Here is a 24,721-nt window from a genome sequence, read left to right as displayed (position 1 = left end):
CAGGGGGCGTCAGCCCCTACGAGCCTTCCGCGGCTGGTTGCGGCGAGCAGCGCGCTTTTCCTTGATGCGAACGTTCTCGGCCCGCACCTCGGCCTGAACAGCGCGTTCCTTTTCGAGCCATTCGGGCTTCTCTTCGAGGAGTGCGGCGATCTGATCCGTGGTGAGTGCTTCTTCGACGCCGCCGCGGGCCAGGCCGGCGATCGATACGCCCAGCTTGGCTGCGATGACCGGGCGAGGGTGCGGTCCGGTGCGTCGCAGCTCCAGCAGCCACTCCGGCGGATCGGTCTGCAGAGCGGTCAGCTCGTCACGAGTCACGTCGCCTTCCTGGAACTGCGCAGGTGTTGCTTCCAGGTACACACCCAGCTTCTTGGCAGCCGTCGTCGGCTTCATCGTCTGGGGAGTTTTGTTCGACGTCATGCAACAAGAGTAACCAGCCGATACGGGTGCTTTTACCAAGGCGGTAGCCTTGCCTGGTGACAGACGCGGATAGTCAGGCAATTTTTCGACTCGCGTACGCCCCGGGGGTGACGCCCACCAAGTGGGTCCGGGTGTGGCACGAGCGGCTCCCCGAGGTGCGTCTGGAACTTGTTCAGTTCCCGGTTCTCGAACTCGAAGCTGCACTTCGCGCCGGTGAAGCAGATGCAGGTTTGGTTCGACTGCCGATCGACCGGACCGGCATCAGCGCCATCTCGCTGTACGCGGAAACCCCGGTGGTGGTGGTACCGAAAGATCACGTATTCACTACTGTCGATCAGATTTCCGTCGACGATCTGGCCGACGAGATAGTGCTCGATCCTCTCGACGACAGACTCGACTGGCCGACCCGTCCCGGAAAGACCGCCGCCGAGCGACCAGCGACCATCGCCGACGCCATCGAGTTGGTGGCCGCCGGCGTCGGAGTTGTCGTGGTTCCCCATTCGCTGGCGCGGTTCCACCATCGCAAGGACCTGACCTTCCGTCCGGTGGACGGTGCGCCCGAGGCTCCTGTGGCTTTGGCATGGATGGAGTCCAAGACCACAGATCTGGTCGAGGAACTGATCGGCATCGTGCGGGGCCGAACGGCACAGAGTTCCCGCGGACGGAACGGCGAGCCGGCCGAGAAGATCAAGGGCTCCGTCAAGGCCAAGATCGCGGCCCGCGAGCGTCGCGCAGAAGCTGCCAAGAACGGGCAGAAAGCTAAGGGCGCCGGCACCGCGAAGAACATATCCGGACGCAACGCCGGTTCCGGTAAGGCCAAGGCGGGCGGCAAATCAGGCAGCGGGAAGTCCGGTGGGACCAAGAGTTCGGGTGGCCGGTTCTCCGGAAAGCAGAAGGGCCGCTAGGGCTTCAACTGGCAACTCGGAGGATCGCTGCCGGACAACGCTGAACTGATCAGGCGCGACAGACTCGGGCTGTGGTCTCGCGAATTGGCGCATCGTCGAACTCCGTCGAGCATGATGAGAGTATGACTCCCGCGAGTTCTTCAGCCCTCGACGAATTGGTAGCGGCACTCCCCGAGGGAGCCGTCCTGCTGGATCCGGACGTGACCGCGGGCTACCGCCAGGACTGGGCCGCCGACCCGACCGCCGGCCGTCCAGCTGCCGTGGTTCGCGCTACGTGCACCGAAGACATCCAAACCGTGATGCGATGGGCAACCGCCCACCGCGTTCCGGTGGTTCCCAGAGGTGCCGGCTCGGGCCTTTCCGGTGGATCCAGCGCCGTCGACGGTTGCATCGTGGTCAGCACCGAGCGAATGCGACAGATCACGATCGACCCGGTCGCCCGTGTGGCGGTTACTCAGCCCGGCTTGATGAATGCGGAGGTCAAGAAAGCCGCCGCAGAGCACGGACTCTGGTACCCACCTGACCCGTCGTCCTTCGAGATCTGTTCCATCGGCGGCAATGCAGCCACCAACGCCGGCGGACTCTGCTGCGTCAAGTACGGAGTTACCACCGACTACGTTCTCGGACTCCGGGTCGTGCTGGCGGACGGTACAGCTGTCAGCCTCGGAGGTCCCCTGCTCAAGGACGTCGCCGGACTCTCACTCACCAAACTGTTCGTGGGCAGCGAGGGCACTCTCGGCATCATCACGGAAATCACGTTGCGTTTGATTCCCGCGCAGCCGCCCGCATCAACCGTCGTCGCGTCGTTCGACTCGGTACAAGAAGCTGCCGACGCGGTCTTGGCGATCACCAGCAACATGCGTCCGGCGATGCTCGAGTTCATGGATCACGCCAGTATCAATGCTGTCGAGGATTCGGTACGCATGGGTCTGAACCGCAAGGCTCACGCACTACTGCTCGCGCAGTCCGACGCACCCGGCGCGGCAGGCGTGCTGGAAATCGAGACGATTGTTCAGGCGTGCGAAAACAACGGAGCCACCGAAGTATTCGCCACCGATGACCAGGCCGAAGGTGACGCTTTTGCGGCGGCACGGCGAGCGGTGTTCCCGGCCGTGCTCGCGATGGGAAGTCTGCTTCTCGAAGACGTGGGCGTTCCCATGCGCGCACTCCCCCAGCTGGTAACCGGGGTCGAAGCCATCGCAGACGACCTCGACGTCCTGATCTGCACGGTGGCGCACGCCGGAGACGGAAACACCCACCCGCTCATCGTCTTCGACCCCGCAGACCCGGACATGTCCGAACGCGCACAGATCGCATTCGGACGGGTGATGGATCTCGCCATCGCGCTCGGCGGCACGATCACCGGCGAACACGGGGTGGGTCGACTCAAGCGCGACTGGCTGCCGTCACAGTTGGGTGAAGACGTCATGGCCCTCAATCGCAAGGTCAAGGATGCGCTCGACCCGCTGGGAATTCTCAATCCCGGAGCGGTCATTGCCGTGAAAGAAGGCTCTCTCGACTAGCTTTCACGTCGACGTCGAACGAGTTACGTCATCGAGGAACCGTCGGGCTGACCGAACGGACCAGCTCGGCCAGCTGACGGAATCCTTCTGCTCGGCCACTCGACGAGCGGAACACGACGCCGATCGTGCGACCTGGAGCTGGCGAAGCGAAACGCGCCGTCGACAAGTCCCCGCGTCGAACCTCCACTGCAACAGCCGATTCCGGGACCAAAGTCACCCCGAGTCCCCCGGCCACACATTGCACGACTGTCGCGAGAGAGGTAGCCCGCGTGTCGCCGGCAAGCGGATGGGCGTCTACCGAACGGCACAGATCCAACGTCTGGTCACGCAGGCAGTGGCCGTCGTCGAGCAAGAGCAACGGCAGCGCGTCGAGCACGTCCGCCGTGAGATCGACACGTCCGGCCAAGGAATGATCGTTCGGCACGACCATCACAAAATCCTCTTCGTACACAGGAACTTCCACCAGGCCAGGTGTTCCGGCAGGAAGCGCCAACACCGCGACGTCGAGCGCTCCCGATCGCAGTGCATCGAGTAGGCGCGCCGTTTGATCCTCGACTATTTGCGGCGCCAACGACGGCAACTTCTCGCGCAGCTCCGGCAACAACCCCGGAAGAATGTAGGGCGCAACGGTCGGGATCAACCCGATGCGTAGCGGTCCGGTCAGAGAGTCGCCGGAGCCGGCCGCGCTCGCGACGAAACCGTCGGCAGCTTCGAGAATCTGCTTGGCCTGACCGAGCAAGCGCTGTCCGTCCGCGGTCACGAGCACACGCCGGGTACTGCGTTCGATCAGTCTGACTCCCAGCCCCGCCTCTAGAGCTGCCAGCGCCTGCGACAGTGTGGGTTGGCTCACACCGGAACGCGCTGCGGCAGTACCGAAATGCCGATACTCGGCGACCGACACGAAGGCACGCAGCTGTGACAAGGAAGGTTGATAAGTCTGATCAGACATGCCTATCAGTGTAGCGCCACCCATCACCTTTACCTTTTGAACGGTTTGATGCAGAATGGACTCATACCAAAAAGCGCCGGTCACAACCTCGACACTCCAGTCGAAACCGTCCGACCCGCTGACGGTGACAAACCCTCTCGATCCAGCACGTTCGGCCGTCACAGTCCGAACAGCCGGATCGTGTGCGCAAGAAATTCCTGTTCACGAGACACGTAGGAGAATGAGACACATGGCTCTGCTCACAATCGGCGACCAGTTCCCCGCTTACAACCTCACGGCTGTCATCGGCGGCGACCTGTCCAAGGTCGATGCCCAGCAGCCCGATGACTACTTCACCACCGTCACCAGTGACGACTACGCAGGCAAGTGGCGCATCGTGTTCTTCTGGCCCAAGGACTTCACCTTCGTGTGCCCCACCGAGATTGCTGCATTCGGCAAGCTCAACGAAGAGTTCGCAGACCGTGATGCTCAGGTTCTCGGCGCTTCCGTCGACAACGAGTTCGTGCACTTCCAGTGGCGTGCACAGCACGAAGAGCTCAAGACCCTCCCCTTCCCGATGCTCTCGGACCTCAAGCGCGAGCTTGCCGAGGCCACCGGCGTCCTCAACGCCGACGGCGTTGCAGACCGCGCGACGTTCATCGTCGACCCCAACAACGAGATCCAGTTCGTCTCCGTCACAGCCGGTTCCGTCGGCCGTAACGTCGACGAGGTTCTCCGCGTCCTCGACGCTCTCCAGAGCGACGAGCTGTGCGCATGCAACTGGAAGAAGGGCGACCCGACCATCAATGCCGGCGAGCTCCTGACTGCGAGCGTCTGAGTATGAGCGTCGAGAACCTCAAGAACTCGCTTCCCGAGTACGCGAAGGACCTCAAGCTCAACCTGAGTTCCATTGCGCGCACGACGGTCCTGAACGAGCAGCAGTTGTGGGGAACGCTCCTCGCAACGGCCGCAGCCACCAAGTCTGCGTCCACGCTCAAGGAGATTGCTTCCGAGGCTGCCGACAACCTGTCGGCAGAGGCATACAACGCCGCTCTCGGCGCAGCGTCGATCATGGGCATGAACAACGTCTTCTACCGCACCAAGGGCTACCTCGACGGTAAGTACGACGATCTTCGTGCCGGCCTGCGGATGAACATCATCGGCAACCCGGGCGTCGACAAGGCCGACTTCGAATTGTGGTCGCTTGCAGTGTCCGCGATCAACGGCTGCAACCACTGCCTCGAAGCTCACGAGAACACCCTCCGCCAGGAAGGTGTCGACCGCGAGGTCATCTTCGAAGCGATCCGCGCCGGTTCCATCGTCGCGGGTGTCGCACAGGCTGTCGAAGCCAACGAGATCCTCTCTGCCGCACAGGTCTGATCACTCGGACCTGAGTGCAGTTCGACGAGCCCTCCCCACCGTGAAGGTGGGGAGGGCTTTTCGCGCGCTAGGGTGGACCGATGGGTATCGAGGTGAGTGTGGTCCGGGTCTTCACGGACGAGAACGGCAAGCACGGGAATCCGCTGGGAATCGTCGACGCGTCCACGGTTGCAGAATCGGATCGACAAGCCGTCGCGAAGGAACTCGACTACAGCGAGACCATCTTCATCGACGTTCCGGATGACGGCGCCTCGCGTGCGCGGGTCCAGATCTTCACTCCGGCAGCAGAACTCCCCTTCGCCGGACACCCGACCGTCGGTGCCACGTGGTGGCTGGGCGAACAGGGCCGTCGCGTGAGCGCCCTCGACGTTCCTGCCGGCAGTGTCGACGTCCGCCAATCCGGCGATTTGACGTGGGTACGCGCGCGTGCCGAATGGGCACCGGAATTCGCGATCTATCCGATGGACACGGTGGACGACGTCATCGACGCAGATCCGTCCGACTACGAGGCGGATCATTCGTATCTGTGGGCGTGGCAGGACAAGCTCGAAGCTGCCATCCGCGCACGCATGTTCGCACCGGTGATGGGAATCGCCGAGGACGAGGCAACCGGATCTGCAGCGCTGCGCATCACGGACCGATTGAGGAAATCACTGCTCATCACCCAGGGACGCGGATCGGTGCTTCACACCACCTTCTCTCCGGAAGGTTGGCTCGAAGTCGGCGGCCGCGTCGTCGCCGAGCCGTCACGAACCTTGTGAGTACCCGGCGGGATTGCGTCCGGCCTCGAGGTCACGTGCACTCAGTGATACCGAGATCTCGTCACCGAGCGCAACTCCCGGCGCGAGGGGCAACTGATCTCCACTCCAGAACTTGCCCGGGTCGAACCAGTTGACACGACGATTGCCGACGAGCAGACCCATCGCCTCATAGGTCTTGGCAACCACTTCGGCGCAGTAGGCGCTCTCGACGGCCACTGCCGATACGTCGGACTTCTTGCGCAGCTTCGGGATTCGGCCTCCGAACCAGCGCGAAGCAAGCTTGGCCGTCGACGGGAAAGGCGTACCGTCCAGCCGCGCGATCGTCTGGAGCAGAGCGTCTTCCTGCTCCCGGGTGACTTCGTGGTCGAGCTGGCGCAACCATCCACGCTGCCCGTACTTGGCGCCCCAGACCTGAACGGCCGATCGCAGATCGTGCAGTTGGACACCACGCTGGAAGCGTCCGGTCCACATGTCCTGCAGCGAGTGACCGAGTTCCGCATGCCACATCAGCGGCGGGAGGTCGTCGATCACGACCGACATTCCGACGTGGTTGACGGGACTGTTGGTCAGTGTCTGAATGGCCCGGTCCGCCGTCGACTCTCCACGGAAGATCCAGATGTCGCCCGTGCGGGTCGCCGCAGCGGCCTCGTCGAGACTCACCTGCGAAAGCAATCGTCGGTCCATGCCTCTAGCGTAGAGGGATGAAACTCCGTACTCCTCTGCGCGCCTCGCACGTTTGGAAACTGGTCGGCCTCGCCGGTGCAATGGGCGTTGCCGCCACCGGGGTTCTCGTTGCGCGCGGCGAACGCCAGCGTCGGGCCTACTCTCCGGACGAAATTCGCTCGGTACTGCACGAGCGGTACACCCAGGCCTACGCCAAGCAGTCGGAACAAGAGGTTCTGGAACTCGAACCTGCACCCAACGCTGTGCGGCGCCGAATCGAGAAATTCTTCCGGCGCCGCAGCTGACTTCAGCCGAGGGCTGCGAGGATCCCTGCTGCCATCTCCGCGACCTGATCATCGGTCATGACGAACGTCGGCGAAATCTGCATCGCACCCTGACCCGCCGCGCGACCCGAAATACCGTGCTCACGAAGCGTCTTCACAAACGGCAACGCCTCCGCCGGATCAGCCAACTGCACCGCGGCGACCGCACCGAGCCCACTGCGAACCTCCGCCACCCGCGGATGCTCGGCCAGCGGTTGCAGATGCGTATGCAACGATGCCTCCAGACGCTTCGACTCCGCGAGCAGATTCTCACGCTCGAGAATGTCGAGGTTCGCCATCGCCGCAGCAGCAGCACCGGCATGACCGCCGTAGGTGTACCCATGGCGCCACCACGAACCGGCATAGAACGGCTCCGCCACCCGCGGCGCGATGAACACCGCACCCATCGGCACGTAACCCGACGTCAAACCCTTTGCCGTGGTCATCATGTCGGGCTGCAAATCGAAACGAGTGGACGCGAACCACTCACCACCGATCCGGCCGAAACCGGTCACGACCTCGTCGACGACAAAGAGGATGTCGTGCTCACGGCAGATGTCACGCACCTCGGCCAGGTACCCCTCCGGCGGAAGATACACCCCACCCGCACCGATGATCGGCTCCGCGAAGAACGCCGCGATCTTGTTCGCACCGATCTTCTCGATCAACTCGAGCAGGCTCTTCGCATCATCCCAGCCGACGGTCGCCGCATCCGCCATCAGCTCGCCGTACCCCTCACGGTTCACCGGAATACCAGCGAGAGCCGTTCCCGCAACGTGCATTCCGTGATACGCCTTCTGACGACCGACGATAATCGCCTTCTCCGGCTGCCCCACCTCGTGCCAGTACCGACGAGCAAGCTTCGCCGCAGTGTCCACCGAATCCGAACCACCCGAAGTGAAGAAGATCTTGCTCCCGGCAACCGGCGCGATCGTCGCCAACCGCTCCGCCAACACCTGCGTGGTCTCGGGAACGAAATCACCGAAATTCGAGAAATGAGCGATCTTCGACAACTGAGCCGCCACCGCATCCGCGATCTCCGTGCGCCCGTGCCCGACATTGGTGAACCACAGGCCCGCTGTCGCATCCAGATACCGAGTGCCCTCGCGGTCCCAGATGTACGCGCCCTCACCGCGAGAGACGACAAACGCGCCGTTCTTCTCCACAGCGCCCATGTCCGCGAACCCGTGCCACAATGCCGAAGCCATCATTGTCCCCTTCGAATACAAACGATGCTGGTGTGCAAACGATGTGCTGCGACTATATCGACACCAGGAATCCGCGCACGACGGCGCTCGCCCGGCACCGGCTTTCACGGGCGCACCCGTAATCTGTCGACCATGACTTTTGCCGACAATCTCGCCGCACTGCCCGCCATCGATCATCTGGCCGCCATCGAGGTACTCGACGCCGACGGAAACGTCATCGACACCGTGGAGAACAAGCCCGGAAAGTCCGGCTCGGTCAAGGTGTACAACCATCTCGCTCAGGTCTACGGCGCGCTGACACCCGAAGCCGCCTCGGCAGGACTGACGATCTTCGCCGAGCACACCGAGGACGCGCGGGCGAACCCCGGTAAGCATCCGAACGTGGACCGCCTCGAGCAGGTGCTCGCCTCCGGCAATCCCCTAGGACTTCGCAGCGTTCCGTCCGCGTAGCCCGGCTCCCAGCCGTCCGACGGCATTGACTGCCAACGCCATCAGGGCCATCGCGATGCCCAGTACGACGAATCCGATGAACAGGGCCAGATAGCCCTGGTGGCGCGGATCCATGAACGGGTAGGGATACCAGTCGACGATCGAGCCTCGGATCAACGTGTACACGCCGTACACGACCGGGAACAGCAACCACTGCAGTGAACGTGCTTCGGAGATCCTGTGCCTCGAGGCGAAGAACACCCAGTCGAGCAGCATGACCAACGGAAGAATCCGATGCAGCGCCGAGTTGATCCAGGCATCGTTCAAATTGACGTCGATATCTGCCAGGAGGACGGCGTAGATGATGCCGGTGATCACCATGTACAGCGTCACCGCCCCGCGGATCGACTGCCACGCCTGCGATTGTGGATCTCGAATTGCACCGATCAGCAACACGATCACCGCAAGAATGTTGCTCTCGATGGTGAAGTAGCTCAGATAGTTCGACAGAGACAGCTCAGCCGCGTCACGGATCGGGATCCACAGCAAAGCGGCAAGTCCGAACACAGCAAACAACAGTCTCAGGGCTCGCACGGCGATCGGCGTCGACAAGACAGGCACCGATGACTCATTTGCGGTATTTGTCGTCACTGGTCGATATTTGCACATCAAAACGATCTGCGAGCGGTAGTTGTGAACGCGTTCGATAGGCTGTCATCAGCATGTCTACAACACCACCGGCCCCGCTCTCCCCCAAGCGGAGTGACCTGAAGAGCGCGCTGGCGCAGGTCTCACTCCGCGACGAGAGTCGACTCCGTCGCAAACTCGACCGTGCCCGCACACCAGACGCTTTGGTGGCGCTGGCCGAGGAAATCGAAACGGCGCGCACACGGTTGGCCGCACGATCCGCCAATGTTCCCGAAGTCTCGTATCCGGAAGCTCTGCCCGTCAGTCAGCGCAAGGACGACATCGCGACCGCGATCTCGGAAAATCAGGTTGTCATCGTCGCCGGCGAGACCGGCTCGGGTAAGACAACCCAGATCCCGAAGATCTGTCTCGAACTCGGACGTGGCGTCCGCGGTCTGATCGGACACACACAGCCGCGCCGGCTGGCAGCACGCACCGTTGCCGAACGTATCGCCGAAGAACTCGACACCGAACTCGGCGACGCCGTCGGATACACCGTGCGCTTCACCGACCAGGTCTCGGACCGCACCTACGTCAAGCTCATGACCGACGGCATTCTCCTGGCCGAAATTCAGCGCGACCGTATGCTCCGACGCTACGACACGCTGATCATCGACGAAGCGCACGAACGCAGCCTCAACATCGACTTCATCCTCGGTTACCTGGCTCAGCTGCTCCCCCGCCGACCTGATCTCAAGGTCATCATCACGTCGGCGACCATCGATCCCGAACGCTTCGCCAAGCACTTCGCTGTCGGCGGCAAACCTGCGCCGATCGTCGAGGTATCCGGGCGAACGTTTCCCGTCGAAATGCGTTACCGGCCACTGACCGTCGAATCCGGCGACATCACCTTCGACCGCGATCCCGTCGACGCGGTCTGCGAGGCGGTCGACGAGCTGAGCGCGGAGGGCGAAGGCGACATCTTGGTCTTCCTCTCCGGCGAACGCGAAATTCGCGACACCGCAGATGCTTTACGCGATCGGCGTCTTCGCAACACCGAAATCGTCCCGCTGTACGCGCGGCTGTCTGCTGCCGAGCAACACAAAGTGTTCTCGCCGCACACCGGCCGACGCGTCGTCCTTGCCACCAACGTGGCCGAGACCTCGCTGACCGTTCCCGGCATTCGGTACGTCGTCGATCCGGGAACCGCGCGCATTTCGCGATATTCGGTGCGCACCAAGGTTCAGCGGTTGCCGATCGAGCCCATTTCGCAGGCGTCAGCTCGTCAGCGTTCCGGGCGTTGCGGCCGCGTCGCCGAAGGAATCTGCATCCGCCTGTATTCCGAGGAGGACTTCGAGTCACGGCCGGCATTCACCGAACCGGAGATCCTGCGAACCAACCTCGCATCCGTGATCTTGCAGATGACGGCCCTCGGCCTGGGCGACATCGCGGCATTCCCCTTCGTCGAACCGCCGGACCAGCGCGCCGTGAAGGACGGAATCGGACTCCTCGAAGAACTCGGCGCCATCGCGCGAGGTTCCGAGGCCAGCCACCCCGAACTGACGCCGGTCGGCCGCGAGCTGGCCCAGATTCCGGTGGATCCGCGGATGGCACGGATGCTGGTGGAAGCCAAGAACAACGGTTGCCTTCACGAAACCCTTGTCATCGTCGCGGCGTTGTCCATCCAGGACGTTCGCGAGCGGCCCGCCGAGTTCCAGCAAGCCGCCGACGAAAAGCACGCCCGCTTCAACGTCGAGAACTCCGACTTCCTGGCCTACCTGAAACTGTGGGACTACTTACGCGAACAACGTAACGATCTGTCCTCCAACCAGTTTCGCAAGATGTGCCGGAACGAGTTCCTGCACTGGCTCCGCATCCGCGAATGGCAGGACCTGCACGGGCAACTCCGGCAGATCACCCGCGGTCTCGGCTGGACAGTGGGAGAGACACCGGCAAGCGAGAACGCGATCCATCAGTCGCTCCTTGCCGGGTTGCTCTCGCATATCGGGCTACGCGAGGGCGAGAAGCGGGACTACCTCGGCGCCAGGGGCAGCCACTTCGCGATCTTCCCCGGATCGGGACTGTTCAAGAAGCCACCACGCTGGGTCATGGCCGCCGAACTCGTGGAAACGTCGAGGCTGTGGGCGCGCATGTCCGCGCGTATCGAACCCGAGTGGGCTGAAAAGCTCGCCCCGCACCTGGTGAAACGGACCTATTCCGAACCGCACTGGTCCTCCAAGCGCGGCTCGGCGATGGCATACGAGCGGGTCACTCTCTACGGAGTTCCTCTGGTAACCGGCCGCGCAGTGACGTACTCACGAATCGATCCCGAGGCCTCTCGCGATCTCTTCATCCGCCATGCGCTCGTGCAGGGCGAATGGCAGACGAACCACAAGTTCTTCCACGAAAACCGTGCACTCCTCGACAACGTCGAAGAACTCGAGAACCGCGCGCGCCGACGCGACATCCTCGTCGACGACGAAACTCTCTACGAGTTCTACGACGAACGTATCGGCCAGGAAGCCGTATCCGCCAAGCATTTCGACCAGTGGTGGAAGACCGAGCGGCGCAAGAATCCGAGTCTGCTGACTTTCACACCGGAAACGGTGGTCAACTCCGACGCAGCTGCAGTACTGGGCGGCGAGTACCCGGACGCCTGGCGCCAAGGCGACATGCAGTTTCCACTCACTTACCAATTCGAGCCGGGAAAAGACGACGACGGCGTCAGCGCGCACATCCCGGTCGGCCTGCTCGCGCAACTTCAGCCGGTCGGCTTCGACTGGTTGGTCCCCGGTATGCGCGTCGATCTCGTTACCGCTCTGATCAAGACGTTGCCCAAGAACATTCGACGCGCTGTCGTTCCGGCTCCGGATTATGCCGCCGCAGCATTAGCAGCAGTCAAACCTCGATCCGAGCCGTTGATGACCGCAATGGCCCGCGAACTCTCGCACTTGGGCGGGATCCAGATCGACGCCAAGGACTTCGATCCCGCCGCGCTGCCCGACCATCTTCGGATGACATTTGTCGTCGAGGACGAATCGGGCAAGGTTCTCGCGAAGGGTAAGGATCTGGCGCAGCTACGACGCACGCTCGCCCCGCGCGTGCAGAAGGAAGTGGCCAAGGCGGCAACCGGAACCGAACGGGCAGCGGCAACCGTCTGGACATCCGAAACGCTGGGCGCATTGGAAGAGACCATCACTCGCTCCATCGGCGGACAGCAGGTGACCGGCTACCCAGCTCTGGTGCCGGAGAACGGCGGAGTTGCCGTTCGTGTCCTGAGTACGCCGGCCGCGCAGGCGCAGGCGATGAGGGAAGGTACGCGGGCGCTTCTCCTCGCGGCCGTTCCCACCCAACTCAAGGCAGTGACCGCCGGCTTGTCGAACACTCAGCGTCTGGCTCTCGGCCAGAATCCGGACGGCGGCTTGGAGGCCCTCGTCGAAGATTGCCGGGTGGCAGCTGCCAACGAAGTGATTGCGGCCCACGGTGGACCGGTACGCACGCCTGAAGCGTTCGATGCCCTGGTGAAGATCGCACGCTCCGAACTGGCCGGACGCGTTTCCGCGATCCTGCGCATGATTGTTCCGATCCTCGAACAAGCACACCAACTGAGCGTCGTGCTGGACCGCTCGCGCGGCGAGGCGGCCGACGACGTCCGAGAACAGCTGACCTCACTGCTCTTTCCGGGATTTGTCGCCGAACTGGGATCGGCCCGCCTACGCGATTTACCGCGGTATCTTGCCGCAGCAAAATTCCGTCTCGAAGCTCTGCCCGCAAGTGCACAACGAGATCAGCAGGCTATGGATGTCCTCGACCGGGTGTACGCAGCGTACGACCGGTTGTTGAGTTCGCTTCCCGAAGAGCGTCGCACTGCTCGAGATGTCGACGCGATCAGTTGGATGATCGAGGAACTGCGCGTGAGCCTGTTTGCGCAGTCCCTCGGTACACCCACACCGATTTCCGAAAAGCGAGTCCTGAAAGCTATCGAAGCGATCAAGCGTTGATGTTCGGCGAGAATTGCGCGATCAGTAGATTGTCTGAATGTTGACGTTGGTGAGGAAACCGCCAAAGGTGGCAACAGTGTTGGCGAACCCGAGGGTTACCAGGCTGTTCACGACTCCGAGAACTGCAACTAAGTTCATAACGCCTCCGTGAAGATCCGAGATGCGGACGAACGTACCTGGTAGACACTAAGCGAATAACGTGCCCGATTTGTTCGATTGTTCGCTTTGTGTTCTCAGCGTTACCTAAGACCGCTCTGTGCTCTCAGCGTTATCTGAGGCGAAGGCCTCAGTCGACGGAAACGGTCTCGGCGCCGGGAGCCTTCTCGGCGGCACGGGTCTCTGCATGCTCGCGCATGTCGGTGATCTCACGTTCGAAATCCGCAGCCGAGCTGAAGGACTTGTACACCGATGCGAATCGCAGGTAGGCGACTTCGTCGAGATTTCGAAGCGGATCGAGGATCGCGAGCCCTACCTCGTTACTGGGAATTTCGGCAGAACCCGAAGCTCGAACGGCATCTTCGACCTGTTGGGCGAGCAAATTCAGCGAATCGTTGTCCACTTGGCGGCCCTGGCATGCGCGACGCACACCTTTGACAACCTTTTCTCGGCTGAAAGGCTCCGTGACGCCGCTGCGCTTCACGACCGAGAGAACTGCCGTCTCGACCGTGGTGAATCGGCGGCCACACTCGGGGCACGAACGGCGCCGCCTGATCGCCTGGCCCTCGTCGGCCTCGCGCGAATCGACCACTCGGGAATCAGGGTGCCGGCAGAACGGGCAATGCATCGGGGTTCCTTCGTTGTCGCCGAAATGGCCGCAACTCAGATTCGCTACCGACTGCAAATCCTCCGACGATTTACAGAGCAGATCCACGTACTCAACGCGACCACCCGAGGTGGTGGGACTGTCAAGTGGACAGCTTACTCGCTGTGAACGGACTGCTCTCACGCTCGGTACGCCCCCGCCTGGTACGGGGTGGGTCAGCGCCCCGAGGCCGGCACGATCAGCGTTTGTCCCACTGACAGCCCGGAACTCGACATCGCATTGAGATCCATGATCTGCTCGATCACCGAACCGACAGCCTGGCCAGGTGCAACCTTGGCAGCAATATCACTGAGGGATTCACCCGCGGCAACGCGAACCACTTCGGTCGCGCCGTTTGTCGCAGCTACGTCACCACTCGACAAAGCGCCGATCCCCACCAACGCCAACACTGCGAATGCGGTGAATACGGCGCCCAGGAAAACCGTCTTCCAACTGACATCCTCGGCGGCCACTTCATGTTCGACCCGTGACACACCGACCCTGTTTCGGTGCGCGAAACTTCCTCCGTACGGGCGTGACGAATCGTGCTCGCTGTCCCACCGGCGAGGAGATTCGCGCAATGAACGCGAACCTGAAACCGCGCCCACCGCCGGAACCCGGCGAACGACGGCCGCCTGCGGTTCGTTGTCGACATCCCTGGCCACGCCATGCATTTCGGCCGCTCCGCGCCGTTCGAAGGACACAGCGTCTGCATCGGGCCCATAGAACGAGGGGTGGTACTTCAGTGCCGACGTACCGTCGAAACCAAACGCGTCGAAACCAATCGCGTCGTCGAAAACCCTGTTGCTTTTCAGTGCTGCGTTACCCATCGTGACCTCCGCTGGTCGACACCGATCGATGTGTTCGATCATGCGTTCGATGGAACGCATGTTCGAATTTCTACCACGCCTGGCCGACAATGTCTCTACTTGGAGCGACACGAATCGAACAGATGTTTGAAACCGCGAGCAAATCCGGCTAGATTCGTGTCAGACCACACAGCGGGAATTGCGAAAGCCTCCGTGTTTGTCGACAGCTCGAATGTTGGCAGGAGGCACCGACAGGTTTCTGCGCGACTTGCACCAGGCACTTTTGCAGGCAGTTTTCAGACACGACTTCTTCAGACACGACTTCTTCAGACACGGAGGCAACAGGCCATGAAGGACGATCGCTCCAGCACAGCCGCGGAGGCAGGAGCTTCTGCAGTTCCGTCTCCGTCGAGCGAGACGCTCACCGAGCGTCAGCGGCGCGTTCTCGAAGTGATCCGCGATTCGGTGACGGAGCGCGGGTATCCGCCGAGCATTCGCGAAATCGGGGATGCGGTGGGGCTTACCTCCACGTCGTCGGTCGCGCATCAACTGCGAACGTTGGAGCGCAAGGGCTTCCTTCGACGCGATCCCAATCGCCCTCGTGCAGTCGATGTTCGGGGTCTCGACGAGGTTGCGGCCGATACCGCCATCGCGTCGGTGTCGAAGCATTCCGGCGAGTACAACAGTGCCGACCCGCTGCCAGAGCCGGCGTTCGTCCCCATCCTGGGCCGCATCGCTGCCGGCGGACCGATCCTCGCCGAGGAAGCTGTGGAGGATGTGTTTCCACTCCCCCGCGAGCTCGTCGGCCAAGGTTCGCTCTTCATGCTCAAGGTTGTCGGTGAGTCGATGATCGATGCAGCGATCTGCGATGGCGACTGGGTTGTCGTCCGTCAGCAGAACGTCGCCGAGAACGGTGACATCGTGGCCGCAATGATCGACGGCGAAGCCACCGTGAAGACGTTCAAGCGTACGAAGAAGGAGGTGTGGCTGATGCCGCACAACGACCTCTTCGAGCCGATTCCCGGCAACAACGCCGTCATCTTGGGCAAGGTTGTCACGGTCATGCGGAAGATCTGAGTTCGCTCGCACCCTCGATCACAAAACTCTGGGCCCCGGCATCAGCCGGGGCCCAGAGTCTTTTCGTGACGATCAGCGGTCCATCACCCGAATCAGAGATTCAGCGAACGTCCGATGATCTCCTTCATGATCTCGGTTGTGCCACCGTAGATGGTCTGCACACGAGAGTCCATATACGCCTTGGCAACCGGGTATTCCTTCATGTAGCCGTAGCCTCCGTGCAGCTGGAGGCAGCGGTCGATGAGCTTGACCTGAGCTTCGGTGGTCCACCACTTCGCCATCGCAGCTTCCTGCACGGTCAGCTTCTCGGCATTGAGCTGCTCGATGAACTTGTCCACCAGGATGCGCACTGCCGTGGTCTCCGTTGCCAATTCGGCCAGTACGAATCGGGTGTTCTGGAAGCTGCCGATCGACTTGCCGAATGCCTTGCGGTCACGGCAGTACTGGATCGTGCTCTCGAGAACCGATTCCATTGCGGCGGCAGCAACGACGGCGATCGAGAGTCGTTCCTGGGGAAGGTTCTTCATCAAGTAGAAGAAGCCCATTCCCTCTTCGCCCAGCAGGTTGGCAGCGGGAACGCGTACGTCGGTGAAGCTGAGTTCGGCGGTGTCCTGAGCCTTCATGCCGATCTTGTCGAGATTGCGTCCACGCTCGAAGCCGGGCATGTCCCGCTCGACCACGAGGAGGCTGAAGCCCTGAGCACCCTTGTCCGGGTCGGTGCACGCGACAACGATGATGATGTCGGCGTTGATTCCGTTGGTGATGAAGGTCTTCGAACCGTTGAGTACCCAGTGGTCCCCGTCGCGAACTGCTTTCGTCTTGATGCCCTGCAGGTCGCTACCGGTACCCGGTTCGGTCATCGCGATCGCCGAGATCAGCTCACCCGACGCGAATCCGGGTAGCCAACGCTGCTTCTGCTCCTCGTTGGTCAACTCCAGGAGGTACGGCGCCACCACGTCGTTGTGCAGCGTGAAGCCGATACCACTGAAGCCACCCTTGGTGGTTTCCTCGGTGATGATCGCGTTGTAGCGGAAATCCTTGACACCGCCGCCGCCGAATTCCTCAGGTACCGCGGTTCCCAGGAATCCCTGCTTTCCGGCCTCGACCCAGACGTCACGATCGACGATGTTCTGCTCTTCCCACTTCTCGTGGTTCGGTGCCACGTGCTGTGCCAAGAACTTCTGGTACGACTCCCGGAAGAGTTCATGTTCCGGTTCGAACAGGGTGCGCTCCACGCCGACTCCTTGCAATTCGATATACGGCACTTCAGTGATGTACCCGGTGGGGACGATGTACCCGGTCGGGATGTTTTCGCTGAGACTGGGCACGCCGAAGTTCGCGGGCCCACGTCACTGCCTCCGACGGTAGAACCTGTTGCGATACCCGTCGATGACCCGAACGATCACGATTCGTGACTGTAGCGGTTATCTGTTACTCGAAGTACGGAATTTGGCGAGGTATCGCATGATCGGGTAGGCGACCAGGATGCCGATCGACCCCCAAGCGATGCCGCCCAGCTCGACCGAACCAATGGTCAGCGTCAGGTTCCCGATGCCGGCAACCAGTGCGGCAGCGGCGACGGTCAGGTTGACCGGATCGGTGAAGTCCACCTTCGCTTCCATCCAGATGCGCACACCGAGAATGCCGATGAGTCCATAGAGAACCATCGTCGCACCGCCGATGACGCCGTTCGGAACCGTGAAGACCAGTGCACCGAATTTGGGCGAAAATGCCAGGATCACGGCGGTGGCGGCCGCTACCCAGTACGCCGCGGTCGAGTACACACGCGTCGCTGCCATGACCCCGATGTTCTCGGCATACGTGGTGGTTCCGGATCCGCCGCCGGCGCCCGCCAAGGTCGTGGCGAGACCGTCTGCAAACAGCGCATTGCCGGCCAGGTCATCGAGGGACTTACCCGTCATGGCGGACACCGCCTTGACATGTCCGACGTTCTCGGCGACCAGAACGATCACCACGGGCAGCGCGAGCACGATCACCGACCAGTCGAACGACGGTCCGTGCAGACTCGGCAGCCCGAACCAGTCGGCTTCGCGCAGAGCGGACACTCGTTCACTGTCGAGACCACCGATGACCGCGGCGAAGACCCAGCCGATCACGACGCCGACCAGAATGCCCAACCGGCCGAGCAGCCCGGGACCGACGACCGTGACCAGCAGGATCGAAACGAGCGTGACCGTGGCGATCAGCGGCTGCGATTCGAAGGAACCGACCGCCGTCGGAGCGAGGTTGAGACCGATCAGCGCGACGACGGCGCCTGTCACTACCGGCGGCATGACGGCGTCGATGACCCGGCTGCCGATCAGACGTACGGCGACGCCGATCAACATCAACACGATGCCGACGGCCATGACGGCACCGAGCTGCGCGGCCGGGCCCGATCCTGCCGACGCTGTCAGCGGGGCGATGAACGCGAAGGACGAACCGAGATAGCTCGGGATCCGGCCCCGGGTGATGAGCAGGAACAGCGCGGTGCCGATACCCGAGAACAACAGCGTCGTCGTGACGGGGAAGCCGGTGATGGTCGGAACGAGCAGTGTCGCTCCGAACATCGCGATGACGTGTTGCATCCCGATTCCGATGGTGCGCGGCCAACTCAGTCGTTCGTCCGGCGCCACGACGGCTCCGTCGGCGATCCGCTTGCCGTCTCCGTGGACAGTCCAGCCGATTCCGCCGGCCCCGGTCATTGTTTCTCGTTCGATCACAGGTCGAAATACTAGAGGTCAGGCGCTCGGTCTCCGACCGAGACCAACGAAACCAGTTCAGCTGATTGCGTCGGCCGCCGCTTTGCGCGCTGCCACCGGATCACCGGTTGCCAGCACCGCCGCCGCAGCCGCCTCACATTGCGCCATGGTGACTGACCCGACCTTCGCTCCCACACCCGCGACCGACGCCGCAGCGCACGACAGCGAGGAAACTCCGAGTCCGGCCAGAACACACGCCAACAGTGGATCGGCGGCCGCCTCACCGCAGACGCCGACGCGCTTGCCTGCCGCCTGACCGGCCTGGGCCGTACGTGCGACAAGGGCGAGCACCGCGGGCTGCCATGGATCGGTCAGGTCGGCGAGTTCGGAGGACATCCGATCAGCGGCCATCGTGTACTGAGCGAGGTCGTTGGTACCGATCGAGAGGAATTCGACGTGTTCGAGAATCTGGTCGGCCAGCAGCGCCGCCGCCGGGATCTCCACCATGACTCCGGGAACGAGATCGCGTGCCCGCACCGCATCGGCAAAGCGTTTCGCCTCGGCCGGGGTGGCGATCATCGGTGCCATGACCCACGGGGACGAGTTGGTCGACGCCGCGGCTGCCGCGATCGCGTCGAGCTGGCGGTCGAGAATTCCCATGTCCTGCCAGGCGATTCGGACCCCACGAACGCCGAGGGCCGGATTCGCTTCCTCTTGATGGTTGGCGAATTTGAGCGGCTTGTCCGAACCCGCGTCCAACGTGCGAATGATGACCTTCTTTCCTGCGAAGGCCTCGAGAACTTCGGCGTAGATCGCCGCCTGCTCGTCTACGGTCGGTTCGGTCTCACGGCCGAGGAAGCAGAGTTCGGTCCGGAAGAGCCCGATGCCTCCCGCTGCGGTCAACGCCGCGGCGCGAGCGCCCGCGCCGTCTTGAACATTGGCGAGAACGTCTACCGGCCGACCGTCCGACGTCCGGCCTGGTCCGGTCCACGTGCTGACGCGTTCGCGATCGATCCGGGATTGTTCGACCAGTTCGCGCGCCTGTTCGGGATCCGGCTCCGCGATCACGTCGCCGGTGGTTCCGTCGATCAGAATCGGTGTTCCGGCCGCGATGGATTCCAATTCCTTCGCAGCCACGATGCACGGGATGCCCAACTGCCTCGCGATGATTGCCGTGTGGCTGGTCGGGCCGCCGAAGATGGTCACGAGTCCGATGATCTTGGTTGCATCGAGGCCCGCGGTGTCCGCAGGAGCCAGATCGTCCGCGCACAGCACCGACGGCGTCTCGGGCATCGGAACTCCGGGTTCGGGCAATCCGGAGAGTTCGGCGATCACGCGGTCGCGGATGTCCTCGAGATCGGTGACGCGCTCGGCCATCACACCGCCGACCTTGGTGAACAGCACCACGAACTGCTCCGTCGCCGCGATCGCAGCCTGCACCGGGGGCACTCCGCCGGCGATCGACTTCTTGGCCGCCCCGATCCAGCCACGATCAGCTGCCATCGCCGCGTTGGCCTGCAAGACCTCGGCGGCCGCGCCTGTGGCTTCGGCAGCCCGTCCGAGAAGGCGGTTCTCGACCGCCTTCGCTGCTGCGACGAAGGCGTCTGCAGCGGCCTCTCGATCGGCCTCGTCGAGGGCCGGTGCATCGGTGACGAGTTCTGGTCGGCTGGACGGCCAGATAGCCGGGCCGTAGGCAATTCCGGGCACGACGGGGGTGCCGTGCACGGTGATTCGGTTGAGCTGTTCGGTCATCTGTCCTCCTTGAGCGATGGGCCCGGTGTCACACCGGATCACCTCGAGCGCGTAAAGCCCTCACCTTCGTTGTGACGAAGATTACTCCCAAGTCTTGACATGTCAACACACTCGGGCGTAAAACAACATAAAGCAACATTCACTGTGATCCACAACGCACCGTCGGATCACATTTCGGAATCGGAGAGCACGTGTACGCGGAAGAACGCCAACAAGCGATCGGCACCATGGTGTCGCAGCGCGGACGCATGTCCGTGGCGGCGCTGTCGGAAACCTTCGGTGTGACCACCGAGACCGTGCGTCGCGATCTGGCCTTCCTCGAGCGGATCGGACAGATCAGGCGTGTACACGGCGGCGCCGTTCCGACCGGATCCCTCCACGTGACCGAACCGGGCATGGCGGAACGCGATCAGACCCGCGCGCAACAGAAAGACCGGATCGCCCGCTGCGCGGTCACCTATCTCCCTCCTACCGGCGGCAGCGTCATCTTCGACGCGGGCACGACCACGGGCCGCATGATCCCCGAACTACCGACCGAGAACGACTTCACGGCCGTGACCAATTCCGTGCCGATCGGCGCACGACTGGCATCGATGAACTCGATTTCCCTGATCCTGCTCGGCGGACGAGTACGCGGGGTGACGCAAGCCGCGGTCGGCGAGGACGCTCTGCGCCTGCTGAGCACGTTGCGGGTCGACGTCGCCTTCGTCGGAACCAACGCGATCAGCGTCGGGCACGGACTCTCCACCCCGGACAGCGAAGAGGCCGCCGTCAAACGAGCGATGGTCAAGGCCGCCAATCACGTTGTCGTGGTAGCCGATTCCAGCAAAGTCGGCCGCGAGCACTTGATCAGCTTCGCGCCACTCGACAGCATCGACGTCCTCATCACCGACGAAGAGATCAGTCCCACAGACACATCCGAGTTCCACGACCACGGAATCGAGGTGGTGATCGCATGATCGTCACACTGACAGCCAACCCGAGTATCGATCGGACCGTACAACTCGAGCAACGGCTCGAACGAGGCTCCGTCCTACGCGCCCACTCCACTCGCAGCGACCCCGGCGGCAAGGGGGTCAACGTCGCGCGTGTTCTCGCCGCAGCCGACCTCGACGTGCTCGCCGTTCTACCGGGAAATGGTGGCGATCCGTTGCTCTCGGCGCTCGCAGCCGGTGGGATTCCCCACATCGGCGTCGCCACAACGGGTCCGGCTCGCACCAACATCACCATCGCGGAACCGGACGGGACCACGACGAAGATCAACGAACCGGGCGCAACGCTGTCCGGTTCGACGCTCGACGCCCTGGCACAGGAGTTGATCGCCCGCGCCGATACCGCACTGTGGTTCGCGCTGTCCGGCTCACTGCCTCCCGGCGTTCCGCTGGGGTGGTACGGCGAACTTGTCGCGGCGCTGCGCGATCACCCGTGCAAGGTGGCGGTCGACACCTCGGACGCCCCGCTGACGGCACTCGCCGAAGGCTTCCCCGGCTCGGCACCCGACCTGCTCAAACCCAACGGCGAGGAACTCGCGCAACTGACCGGCGTCGACGGCCACGTCCTCGAACGTGCTGCCGAGAACGGTGATCCCGGGCCTGCAATCACGGCGGCGCAGCGATTGGTCGATCGCGGCGTCGGCAGTGTGCTCGCCACACTCGGCGCAGCCGGTGCCGTCCTCGTCACGTCCGACGGCGCGTGGATCGCCACCGCTCCCCCGATTGTCGCAGTCAGTACCGTCGGCGCAGGCGATTCATCGCTGGCCGGCTACATCCTCGCCGAAGCGGGCGGCGGCTCGGAATCCGAGCGGCTACGTCACGCGGTCGCCTACGGAAGCGCCGCTGCCTCCCTTCCCGGCACAACCCTTCCCACACCCGAACAGATCGATCTGGCAGCGGTTTCGGTATCTGCAGCAGATGCCGCCTCTCCCATCCCCGTCCCCACCGAACTCGCCTGACGCCCTAAGGAACCTGACATGTCCGATACCACCGCAGCCGGCAGTTCCGGCCCGGAGATCATCAGTCCCGAACTGATCTCACTCGACACCGACCTGGGTTCGACCAAGGAAGATGTCATTCGTTCTCTCGCAGCGCGATTGACTGCAGCGGGGCGGGCGAGCGACGCCGCGGGACTGGTCGATGCCGCACTCGCTCGCGAAGCGCAGTCCGCGACCGGACTGCCCGGCGGAATCGCAATTCCCCACTGCCGCGCCGAGGCTGTCTCGTCCGCGTCCCTGGGGTTTGCTCGACTCGATCCGAAGGTCGACTTCGGTGCACCCGACGGCCCCGCCGATCTGGTCTTCCTGATCGCGGCACCCGAAGGCGCCGGGGCCGAGCACATGAAGCTGCTCTCCTCCTTGGCCCGAGCACTCGTCAGGCCCGCGTTCGTCACGTCACTTCGTGAAGCGTCGACGCCGGACGAGATCGTGAGACTGGTCGACGAGGTACTCAATCCCGCACCGAAGGATCCTGCAACAAAGGCTGCGGCAGCGACACCCCCGGCACCTGTTTCCACCGGGAAACACGCTACCGAGGAGACCCCGGCACCAGCGCCCGCGGAGCGTCACATCGTCGCGGTCACCGCCTGCCCGACCGGAATCGCTCACACCTACATGGCGGCGGACTCACTCGTCGCCGCGGGTGAACGCGCCGGCGTCAAGGTGCACGTCGAAACGCAAGGTTCAAGCGGAAGCACCCCCCTTGACCCTTCGGTGATCGCGGGAGCCGCCGCGGTCATCTTCGCCACCGACGTCGGCGTGAAGGGCCGCGAACGATTCGCCGGTAAGCCCGTCGTCGCTTCCGGTGTGAAGCGGGCAATCAACGAGCCGGACAAGATGCTCGCAGAAGCGTTGCGCGCCTCCGAGAATCCCGCCGCCGCCACCGTTGACGGCACCGCCGCAGCGGCCGCGGATTCCGATGCCGGTTCCGTAGGATTCGGCACCCACCTCCGTCAGGTCCTCCTGACGGGTGTCAGCTACATGATCCCGTTCGTCGCGGCCGGCGGTCTGCTGATCGCACTCGGCTTCCTGCTCGGCGGATACGAGATCTCCGGTCCGGCCAAGGACATCGTTCTCAACAACTCGATCACCAACCTTCCCGACGGTGGTCTGGCCACCTATCTCGGCGCAGTGCTGTTCCAGATCGGTTCGTTGGCATTCAGCTTCCTGGTGCCCGCGTTGGCCGGCTACATCGCCTTCGCCATCGCCGACCGGCCTGGCATCGCTCCCGGCTTCACAGCCGGCGCGGTCGCCGTGTTCGTCGGTGCCGGTTTCATCGGCGGCTTGGTCGGTGGTCTCATCGCCGGTGTCGTCGCGCTCTACATCGGCCGGATCGCCGTCCCGCAGTGGCTGCGAGGCCTGATGCCGGTGGTGATCATCCCGCTGTTCGCGACGCTGGTCGTCGGAGCACTGATGTTCATCGTCCTCGGGCGTCCGCTCGCCGCGATCACCTCCGGTCTCACCGACTGGCTCAACGGACTGTCCGGCAGCTCGGCCATCTTCCTCGGCATCATTCTCGGCCTGATGATGTGCTTCGACCTCGGTGGACCGGTCAACAAGGCGGCTTACGCCTTCGCCGTCGCCGGACTCAACGTCAACGACCCGGCCACTTTGCGCATCATGGCGGCTGTCATGGCTGCCGGTATGGTTCCGCCGCTTGCCATGGCACTTGCCTCGACGGTGCTGCGTCCCAAGCTCTTCAGCGAAGCCGAACGGGAGAACGGAAAGGCTGCCTGGTTGCTGGGTTCGGCATTCATCTCCGAGGGCGCGATTCCGTTCGCCGCTGCCGACCCGCTTCGCGTGATCCCCTCGATGATGGCGGGCGGCGCGGTCACCGGCGCGCTGATCATGGCTTTCGACGTCACTCTCAGCGCCCCGCACGGCGGGATCTTCGTCTTCTTCGCAGTCGGCGGAATCGGCTGGTTCCTGGTCTCGCTCGCCGCGGGAACCGTGGTAGCTGCGCTCGCCGTCGTCGGAGCCAAGGAGTTCTTCCGCAAGGGGCCGTCCGATGCCGAACTCGACCCCGAAATCGTGCCCGCTGCGGCATGATCGACAGCAGGCAACGCTGCAGTCACCACCTGAGTCACCAGATCTGCCCGAACACCCCATAACGTCCGCAACGACAGTTCTACAACGAGGAGATCCCATGCCCAGCAAGACAGTTGCCGTCGGTTCCGCAGTCGGCCTCCACGCCCGCCCCGCCGCTCTCATCGCCGAAGCAGTCGGAGCCTCCGGCGCCACGGTCACCCTCGCAGTCGCCGACGGCGAACCGGTGGATGCAGGGTCGGCACTGATGATCATGACGCTCGGAGCCGCCAAGGACACCGAAGTAACCATCGAGTCCGACGACGCCGACGCACTCGCCAAGGTCGCCGAGCTGGTAGCCGCTGATCTCGACGCCTGACCTGATGTCAGTCGGTGCTG

Annotated in this window: 23 protein-coding genes; 13 read left to right on the top strand and 10 right to left on the bottom strand. The window is 63.2% G+C overall.

Features of this window, described 5'->3' with window-relative positions; all coding sequences use genetic code 11:
- Window positions 1-9: 9 nt before the first annotated feature.
- Entirely contained in the window at window positions 10-417 is a 408-nt protein-coding gene (locus A0W34_RS13295; protein ID WP_007732807.1) for a DUF5997 family protein, read from the bottom strand.
- A 56-nt stretch (window positions 418-473) separates the two neighbouring features.
- On the opposite strand from A0W34_RS13295, the gene A0W34_RS13290 reads away from it, so the two are divergent.
- Both A0W34_RS13290 and A0W34_RS13285 read left to right on the top strand, forming a co-directional pair.
- Window positions 474-1,322, top strand: a complete 849-nt coding sequence (locus A0W34_RS13290; RefSeq protein ID WP_003942255.1) for a LysR substrate-binding domain-containing protein — start codon at window positions 474-476, stop codon at window positions 1,320-1,322.
- A 122-nt stretch (window positions 1,323-1,444) separates the two neighbouring features.
- Entirely contained in the window at window positions 1,445-2,845 is a 1,401-nt protein-coding gene (locus A0W34_RS13285; RefSeq protein ID WP_030536896.1) for an FAD-binding oxidoreductase, read from the top strand.
- Between the two features lie 28 nt (window positions 2,846-2,873).
- Here the strand turns inward: A0W34_RS13285 and A0W34_RS13280 are convergent, their stop codons facing one another.
- Window positions 2,874-3,794: a hydrogen peroxide-inducible genes activator gene (locus tag A0W34_RS13280; RefSeq protein WP_030536897.1), complete on the bottom strand. Its 921-nt coding sequence runs from the start codon at window positions 3,792-3,794 to the stop codon at window positions 2,874-2,876.
- Between the two features lie 229 nt (window positions 3,795-4,023).
- Here A0W34_RS13280 and A0W34_RS13275 point away from each other — a divergent pair, with 229 nt between their 5' ends.
- The 3 genes from A0W34_RS13275 (at window position 4,024) to A0W34_RS13265 (ending at window position 5,914) form a co-directional block, all read left to right on the top strand.
- The gene (locus A0W34_RS13275) at window positions 4,024-4,611 is read left to right on the top strand and encodes a peroxiredoxin (RefSeq protein WP_003942119.1); all 588 of its coding nucleotides are present in this window, start codon (window positions 4,024-4,026) and stop codon (window positions 4,609-4,611) included.
- Window positions 4,612-4,613: 2 nt separating this feature from the next.
- Window positions 4,614-5,153: a carboxymuconolactone decarboxylase family protein gene (locus A0W34_RS13270; RefSeq protein WP_003942122.1), complete on the top strand. Its 540-nt coding sequence runs from the start codon at window positions 4,614-4,616 to the stop codon at window positions 5,151-5,153.
- Between the two features lie 80 nt (window positions 5,154-5,233).
- Window positions 5,234-5,914 (top strand): PhzF family phenazine biosynthesis protein, encoded by a 681-nt coding sequence (locus A0W34_RS13265; protein ID WP_081557789.1) that lies wholly within the window; start codon window positions 5,234-5,236, stop codon window positions 5,912-5,914.
- Here A0W34_RS13265 and A0W34_RS13260 read toward each other — a convergent pair.
- Window positions 5,900-6,598, bottom strand: coding sequence for a hypothetical protein (locus tag A0W34_RS13260; protein WP_042919956.1), 699 nt, complete (start codon window positions 6,596-6,598; stop codon window positions 5,900-5,902). The genes A0W34_RS13265 and A0W34_RS13260 overlap by 15 nt on opposite strands.
- Before the next feature lie 17 nt (window positions 6,599-6,615).
- On the opposite strand from A0W34_RS13260, the gene A0W34_RS13255 reads away from it, so the two are divergent.
- Window positions 6,616-6,882 (top strand): hypothetical protein, encoded by a 267-nt coding sequence (locus tag A0W34_RS13255; RefSeq protein ID WP_042919958.1) that lies wholly within the window; start codon window positions 6,616-6,618, stop codon window positions 6,880-6,882.
- Between the two features lie 2 nt (window positions 6,883-6,884).
- Here A0W34_RS13255 and A0W34_RS13250 read toward each other — a convergent pair whose 3' ends face one another.
- Window positions 6,885-8,108, bottom strand: a complete 1,224-nt coding sequence (locus tag A0W34_RS13250; protein ID WP_172827079.1) for an aminotransferase family protein — start codon at window positions 8,106-8,108, stop codon at window positions 6,885-6,887.
- Between the two features lie 132 nt (window positions 8,109-8,240).
- Between A0W34_RS13250 and A0W34_RS13245 the strand changes: the two genes are divergently transcribed.
- Window positions 8,241-8,558, top strand: a complete 318-nt coding sequence (locus A0W34_RS13245) for a DUF2322 family protein (protein WP_003942194.1) — start codon at window positions 8,241-8,243, stop codon at window positions 8,556-8,558.
- On the opposite strand, the gene A0W34_RS13240 is transcribed toward A0W34_RS13245, so the two are convergent.
- Complete coding sequence (locus tag A0W34_RS13240; protein WP_054188523.1) at window positions 8,529-9,158, bottom strand: Pr6Pr family membrane protein; 630 nt, start codon at window positions 9,156-9,158, stop codon at window positions 8,529-8,531. The two genes, A0W34_RS13245 and A0W34_RS13240, sit on opposite strands and share 30 nt — an antisense overlap.
- A 101-nt stretch (window positions 9,159-9,259) precedes the next feature.
- Here A0W34_RS13240 and hrpA point away from each other — a divergent pair, with 101 nt between their 5' ends.
- Window positions 9,260-13,165, top strand: coding sequence for an ATP-dependent RNA helicase HrpA (gene hrpA, locus A0W34_RS13235; RefSeq protein WP_081557788.1), 3,906 nt, complete (start codon window positions 9,260-9,262; stop codon window positions 13,163-13,165).
- A gap of 286 nt (window positions 13,166-13,451) precedes the next feature.
- Here hrpA and nrdR read toward each other — a convergent pair whose 3' ends face one another.
- Both nrdR and A0W34_RS13225 read right to left on the bottom strand, forming a co-directional pair.
- Complete coding sequence (nrdR, locus tag A0W34_RS13230; protein WP_030535543.1) at window positions 13,452-13,949, bottom strand: transcriptional regulator NrdR; 498 nt, start codon at window positions 13,947-13,949, stop codon at window positions 13,452-13,454.
- 194 nt (window positions 13,950-14,143) lie between these two features.
- Window positions 14,144-14,857 carry a LysM peptidoglycan-binding domain-containing protein gene (locus A0W34_RS13225; RefSeq protein ID WP_030535544.1) on the bottom strand — a complete coding sequence of 238 codons (714 nt, stop codon included), beginning with the start codon at window positions 14,855-14,857 and terminating at the stop codon, window positions 14,144-14,146.
- Between the two features lie 267 nt (window positions 14,858-15,124).
- Between A0W34_RS13225 and lexA the strand changes: the two genes are divergently transcribed.
- Window positions 15,125-15,853 (top strand): transcriptional repressor LexA, encoded by a 729-nt coding sequence (gene lexA, locus A0W34_RS13220; protein WP_007735195.1) that lies wholly within the window; start codon window positions 15,125-15,127, stop codon window positions 15,851-15,853.
- Window positions 15,854-15,945: 92 nt separating this feature from the next.
- Here the strand turns inward: lexA and A0W34_RS13215 are convergent, their stop codons facing one another.
- From A0W34_RS13215 to A0W34_RS13205, 3 genes are all read right to left on the bottom strand, one after another.
- Window positions 15,946-17,088 carry an acyl-CoA dehydrogenase family protein gene (locus tag A0W34_RS13215; RefSeq protein ID WP_007735194.1) on the bottom strand — a complete coding sequence of 381 codons (1,143 nt, stop codon included), beginning with the start codon at window positions 17,086-17,088 and terminating at the stop codon, window positions 15,946-15,948.
- Window positions 17,089-17,277: 189 nt separating this feature from the next.
- Window positions 17,278-18,558: a uracil-xanthine permease family protein gene (locus A0W34_RS13210; RefSeq protein WP_020907537.1), complete on the bottom strand. Its 1,281-nt coding sequence runs from the start codon at window positions 18,556-18,558 to the stop codon at window positions 17,278-17,280.
- A gap of 75 nt (window positions 18,559-18,633) precedes the next feature.
- Window positions 18,634-20,307 (bottom strand): putative PEP-binding protein, encoded by a 1,674-nt coding sequence (locus A0W34_RS13205; RefSeq protein WP_050655800.1) that lies wholly within the window; start codon window positions 20,305-20,307, stop codon window positions 18,634-18,636.
- Between the two features lie 191 nt (window positions 20,308-20,498).
- Between A0W34_RS13205 and A0W34_RS13200 the strand changes: the two genes are divergently transcribed.
- The 4 genes from A0W34_RS13200 to A0W34_RS13185 all read left to right on the top strand — a co-directional run bounded on the left by A0W34_RS13200 (window position 20,499) and on the right by A0W34_RS13185 (window position 24,701).
- The gene (locus tag A0W34_RS13200) at window positions 20,499-21,266 is read left to right on the top strand and encodes a DeoR/GlpR family DNA-binding transcription regulator (protein ID WP_003942134.1); all 768 of its coding nucleotides are present in this window, start codon (window positions 20,499-20,501) and stop codon (window positions 21,264-21,266) included.
- On the top strand, window positions 21,263-22,258 hold the full coding sequence (gene pfkB / locus A0W34_RS13195; RefSeq protein WP_081557787.1) for a 1-phosphofructokinase: 996 nt from the start codon (window positions 21,263-21,265) through the stop codon (window positions 22,256-22,258). The genes A0W34_RS13200 and pfkB overlap by 4 nt, the downstream gene beginning before the upstream one ends.
- A gap of 18 nt (window positions 22,259-22,276) precedes the next feature.
- On the top strand, window positions 22,277-24,346 hold the full coding sequence (locus tag A0W34_RS13190; protein ID WP_063316514.1) for a PTS fructose transporter subunit IIABC: 2,070 nt from the start codon (window positions 22,277-22,279) through the stop codon (window positions 24,344-24,346).
- A gap of 97 nt (window positions 24,347-24,443) precedes the next feature.
- Window positions 24,444-24,701, top strand: a complete 258-nt coding sequence (locus A0W34_RS13185) for an HPr family phosphocarrier protein (protein WP_003942144.1) — start codon at window positions 24,444-24,446, stop codon at window positions 24,699-24,701.
- The last annotated feature ends 20 nt before the right edge of the window (window positions 24,702-24,721 follow it).

The sequence above is a fragment of the Rhodococcus sp. BH4 genome (assembly GCF_002079265.1).
GTDB classification, from domain to species: Bacteria; Actinomycetota; Actinomycetes; order Mycobacteriales; family Mycobacteriaceae; genus Rhodococcus_F; species Rhodococcus_F qingshengii.
Note: the sequence above shows the minus strand (reverse complement) of the source record. Positions and strands in the feature narration are given on the sequence as shown.

Coding starts and splice junctions, on each gene's coding strand:
- A0W34_RS13295 (WP_007732807.1), bottom strand. CDS start 417: ATGACGTCGAACAAAACTCCCCAGACGATGAAGCCGACGACGGCTGCC.
- A0W34_RS13285 (WP_030536896.1), top strand. CDS start 1,445: ATGACTCCCGCGAGTTCTTCAGCCCTCGACGAATTGGTAGCGGCACTC.
- A0W34_RS13280 (WP_030536897.1), bottom strand. CDS start 3,794: ATGTCTGATCAGACTTATCAACCTTCCTTGTCACAGCTGCGTGCCTTC.
- A0W34_RS13275 (WP_003942119.1), top strand. CDS start 4,024: ATGGCTCTGCTCACAATCGGCGACCAGTTCCCCGCTTACAACCTCACG.
- A0W34_RS13270 (WP_003942122.1), top strand. CDS start 4,614: ATGAGCGTCGAGAACCTCAAGAACTCGCTTCCCGAGTACGCGAAGGAC.
- A0W34_RS13265 (WP_081557789.1), top strand. CDS start 5,234: ATGGGTATCGAGGTGAGTGTGGTCCGGGTCTTCACGGACGAGAACGGC.
- A0W34_RS13260 (WP_042919956.1), bottom strand. CDS start 6,598: ATGGACCGACGATTGCTTTCGCAGGTGAGTCTCGACGAGGCCGCTGCG.
- A0W34_RS13255 (WP_042919958.1), top strand. CDS start 6,616: ATGAAACTCCGTACTCCTCTGCGCGCCTCGCACGTTTGGAAACTGGTC.
- A0W34_RS13250 (WP_172827079.1), bottom strand. CDS start 8,108: ATGGCTTCGGCATTGTGGCACGGGTTCGCGGACATGGGCGCTGTGGAG.
- A0W34_RS13245 (WP_003942194.1), top strand. CDS start 8,241: ATGACTTTTGCCGACAATCTCGCCGCACTGCCCGCCATCGATCATCTG.
- hrpA (WP_081557788.1), top strand. CDS start 9,260: ATGTCTACAACACCACCGGCCCCGCTCTCCCCCAAGCGGAGTGACCTG.
- nrdR (WP_030535543.1), bottom strand. CDS start 13,949: ATGCATTGCCCGTTCTGCCGGCACCCTGATTCCCGAGTGGTCGATTCG.
- A0W34_RS13225 (WP_030535544.1), bottom strand. CDS start 14,857: ATGCGTTCCATCGAACGCATGATCGAACACATCGATCGGTGTCGACCA.
- lexA (WP_007735195.1), top strand. CDS start 15,125: ATGAAGGACGATCGCTCCAGCACAGCCGCGGAGGCAGGAGCTTCTGCA.
- A0W34_RS13210 (WP_020907537.1), bottom strand. CDS start 18,558: ATGACCGGGGCCGGCGGAATCGGCTGGACTGTCCACGGAGACGGCAAG.
- A0W34_RS13205 (WP_050655800.1), bottom strand. CDS start 20,307: ATGACCGAACAGCTCAACCGAATCACCGTGCACGGCACCCCCGTCGTG.
- pfkB (WP_081557787.1), top strand. CDS start 21,263: ATGATCGTCACACTGACAGCCAACCCGAGTATCGATCGGACCGTACAA.
- A0W34_RS13190 (WP_063316514.1), top strand. CDS start 22,277: ATGTCCGATACCACCGCAGCCGGCAGTTCCGGCCCGGAGATCATCAGT.
- A0W34_RS13185 (WP_003942144.1), top strand. CDS start 24,444: ATGCCCAGCAAGACAGTTGCCGTCGGTTCCGCAGTCGGCCTCCACGCC.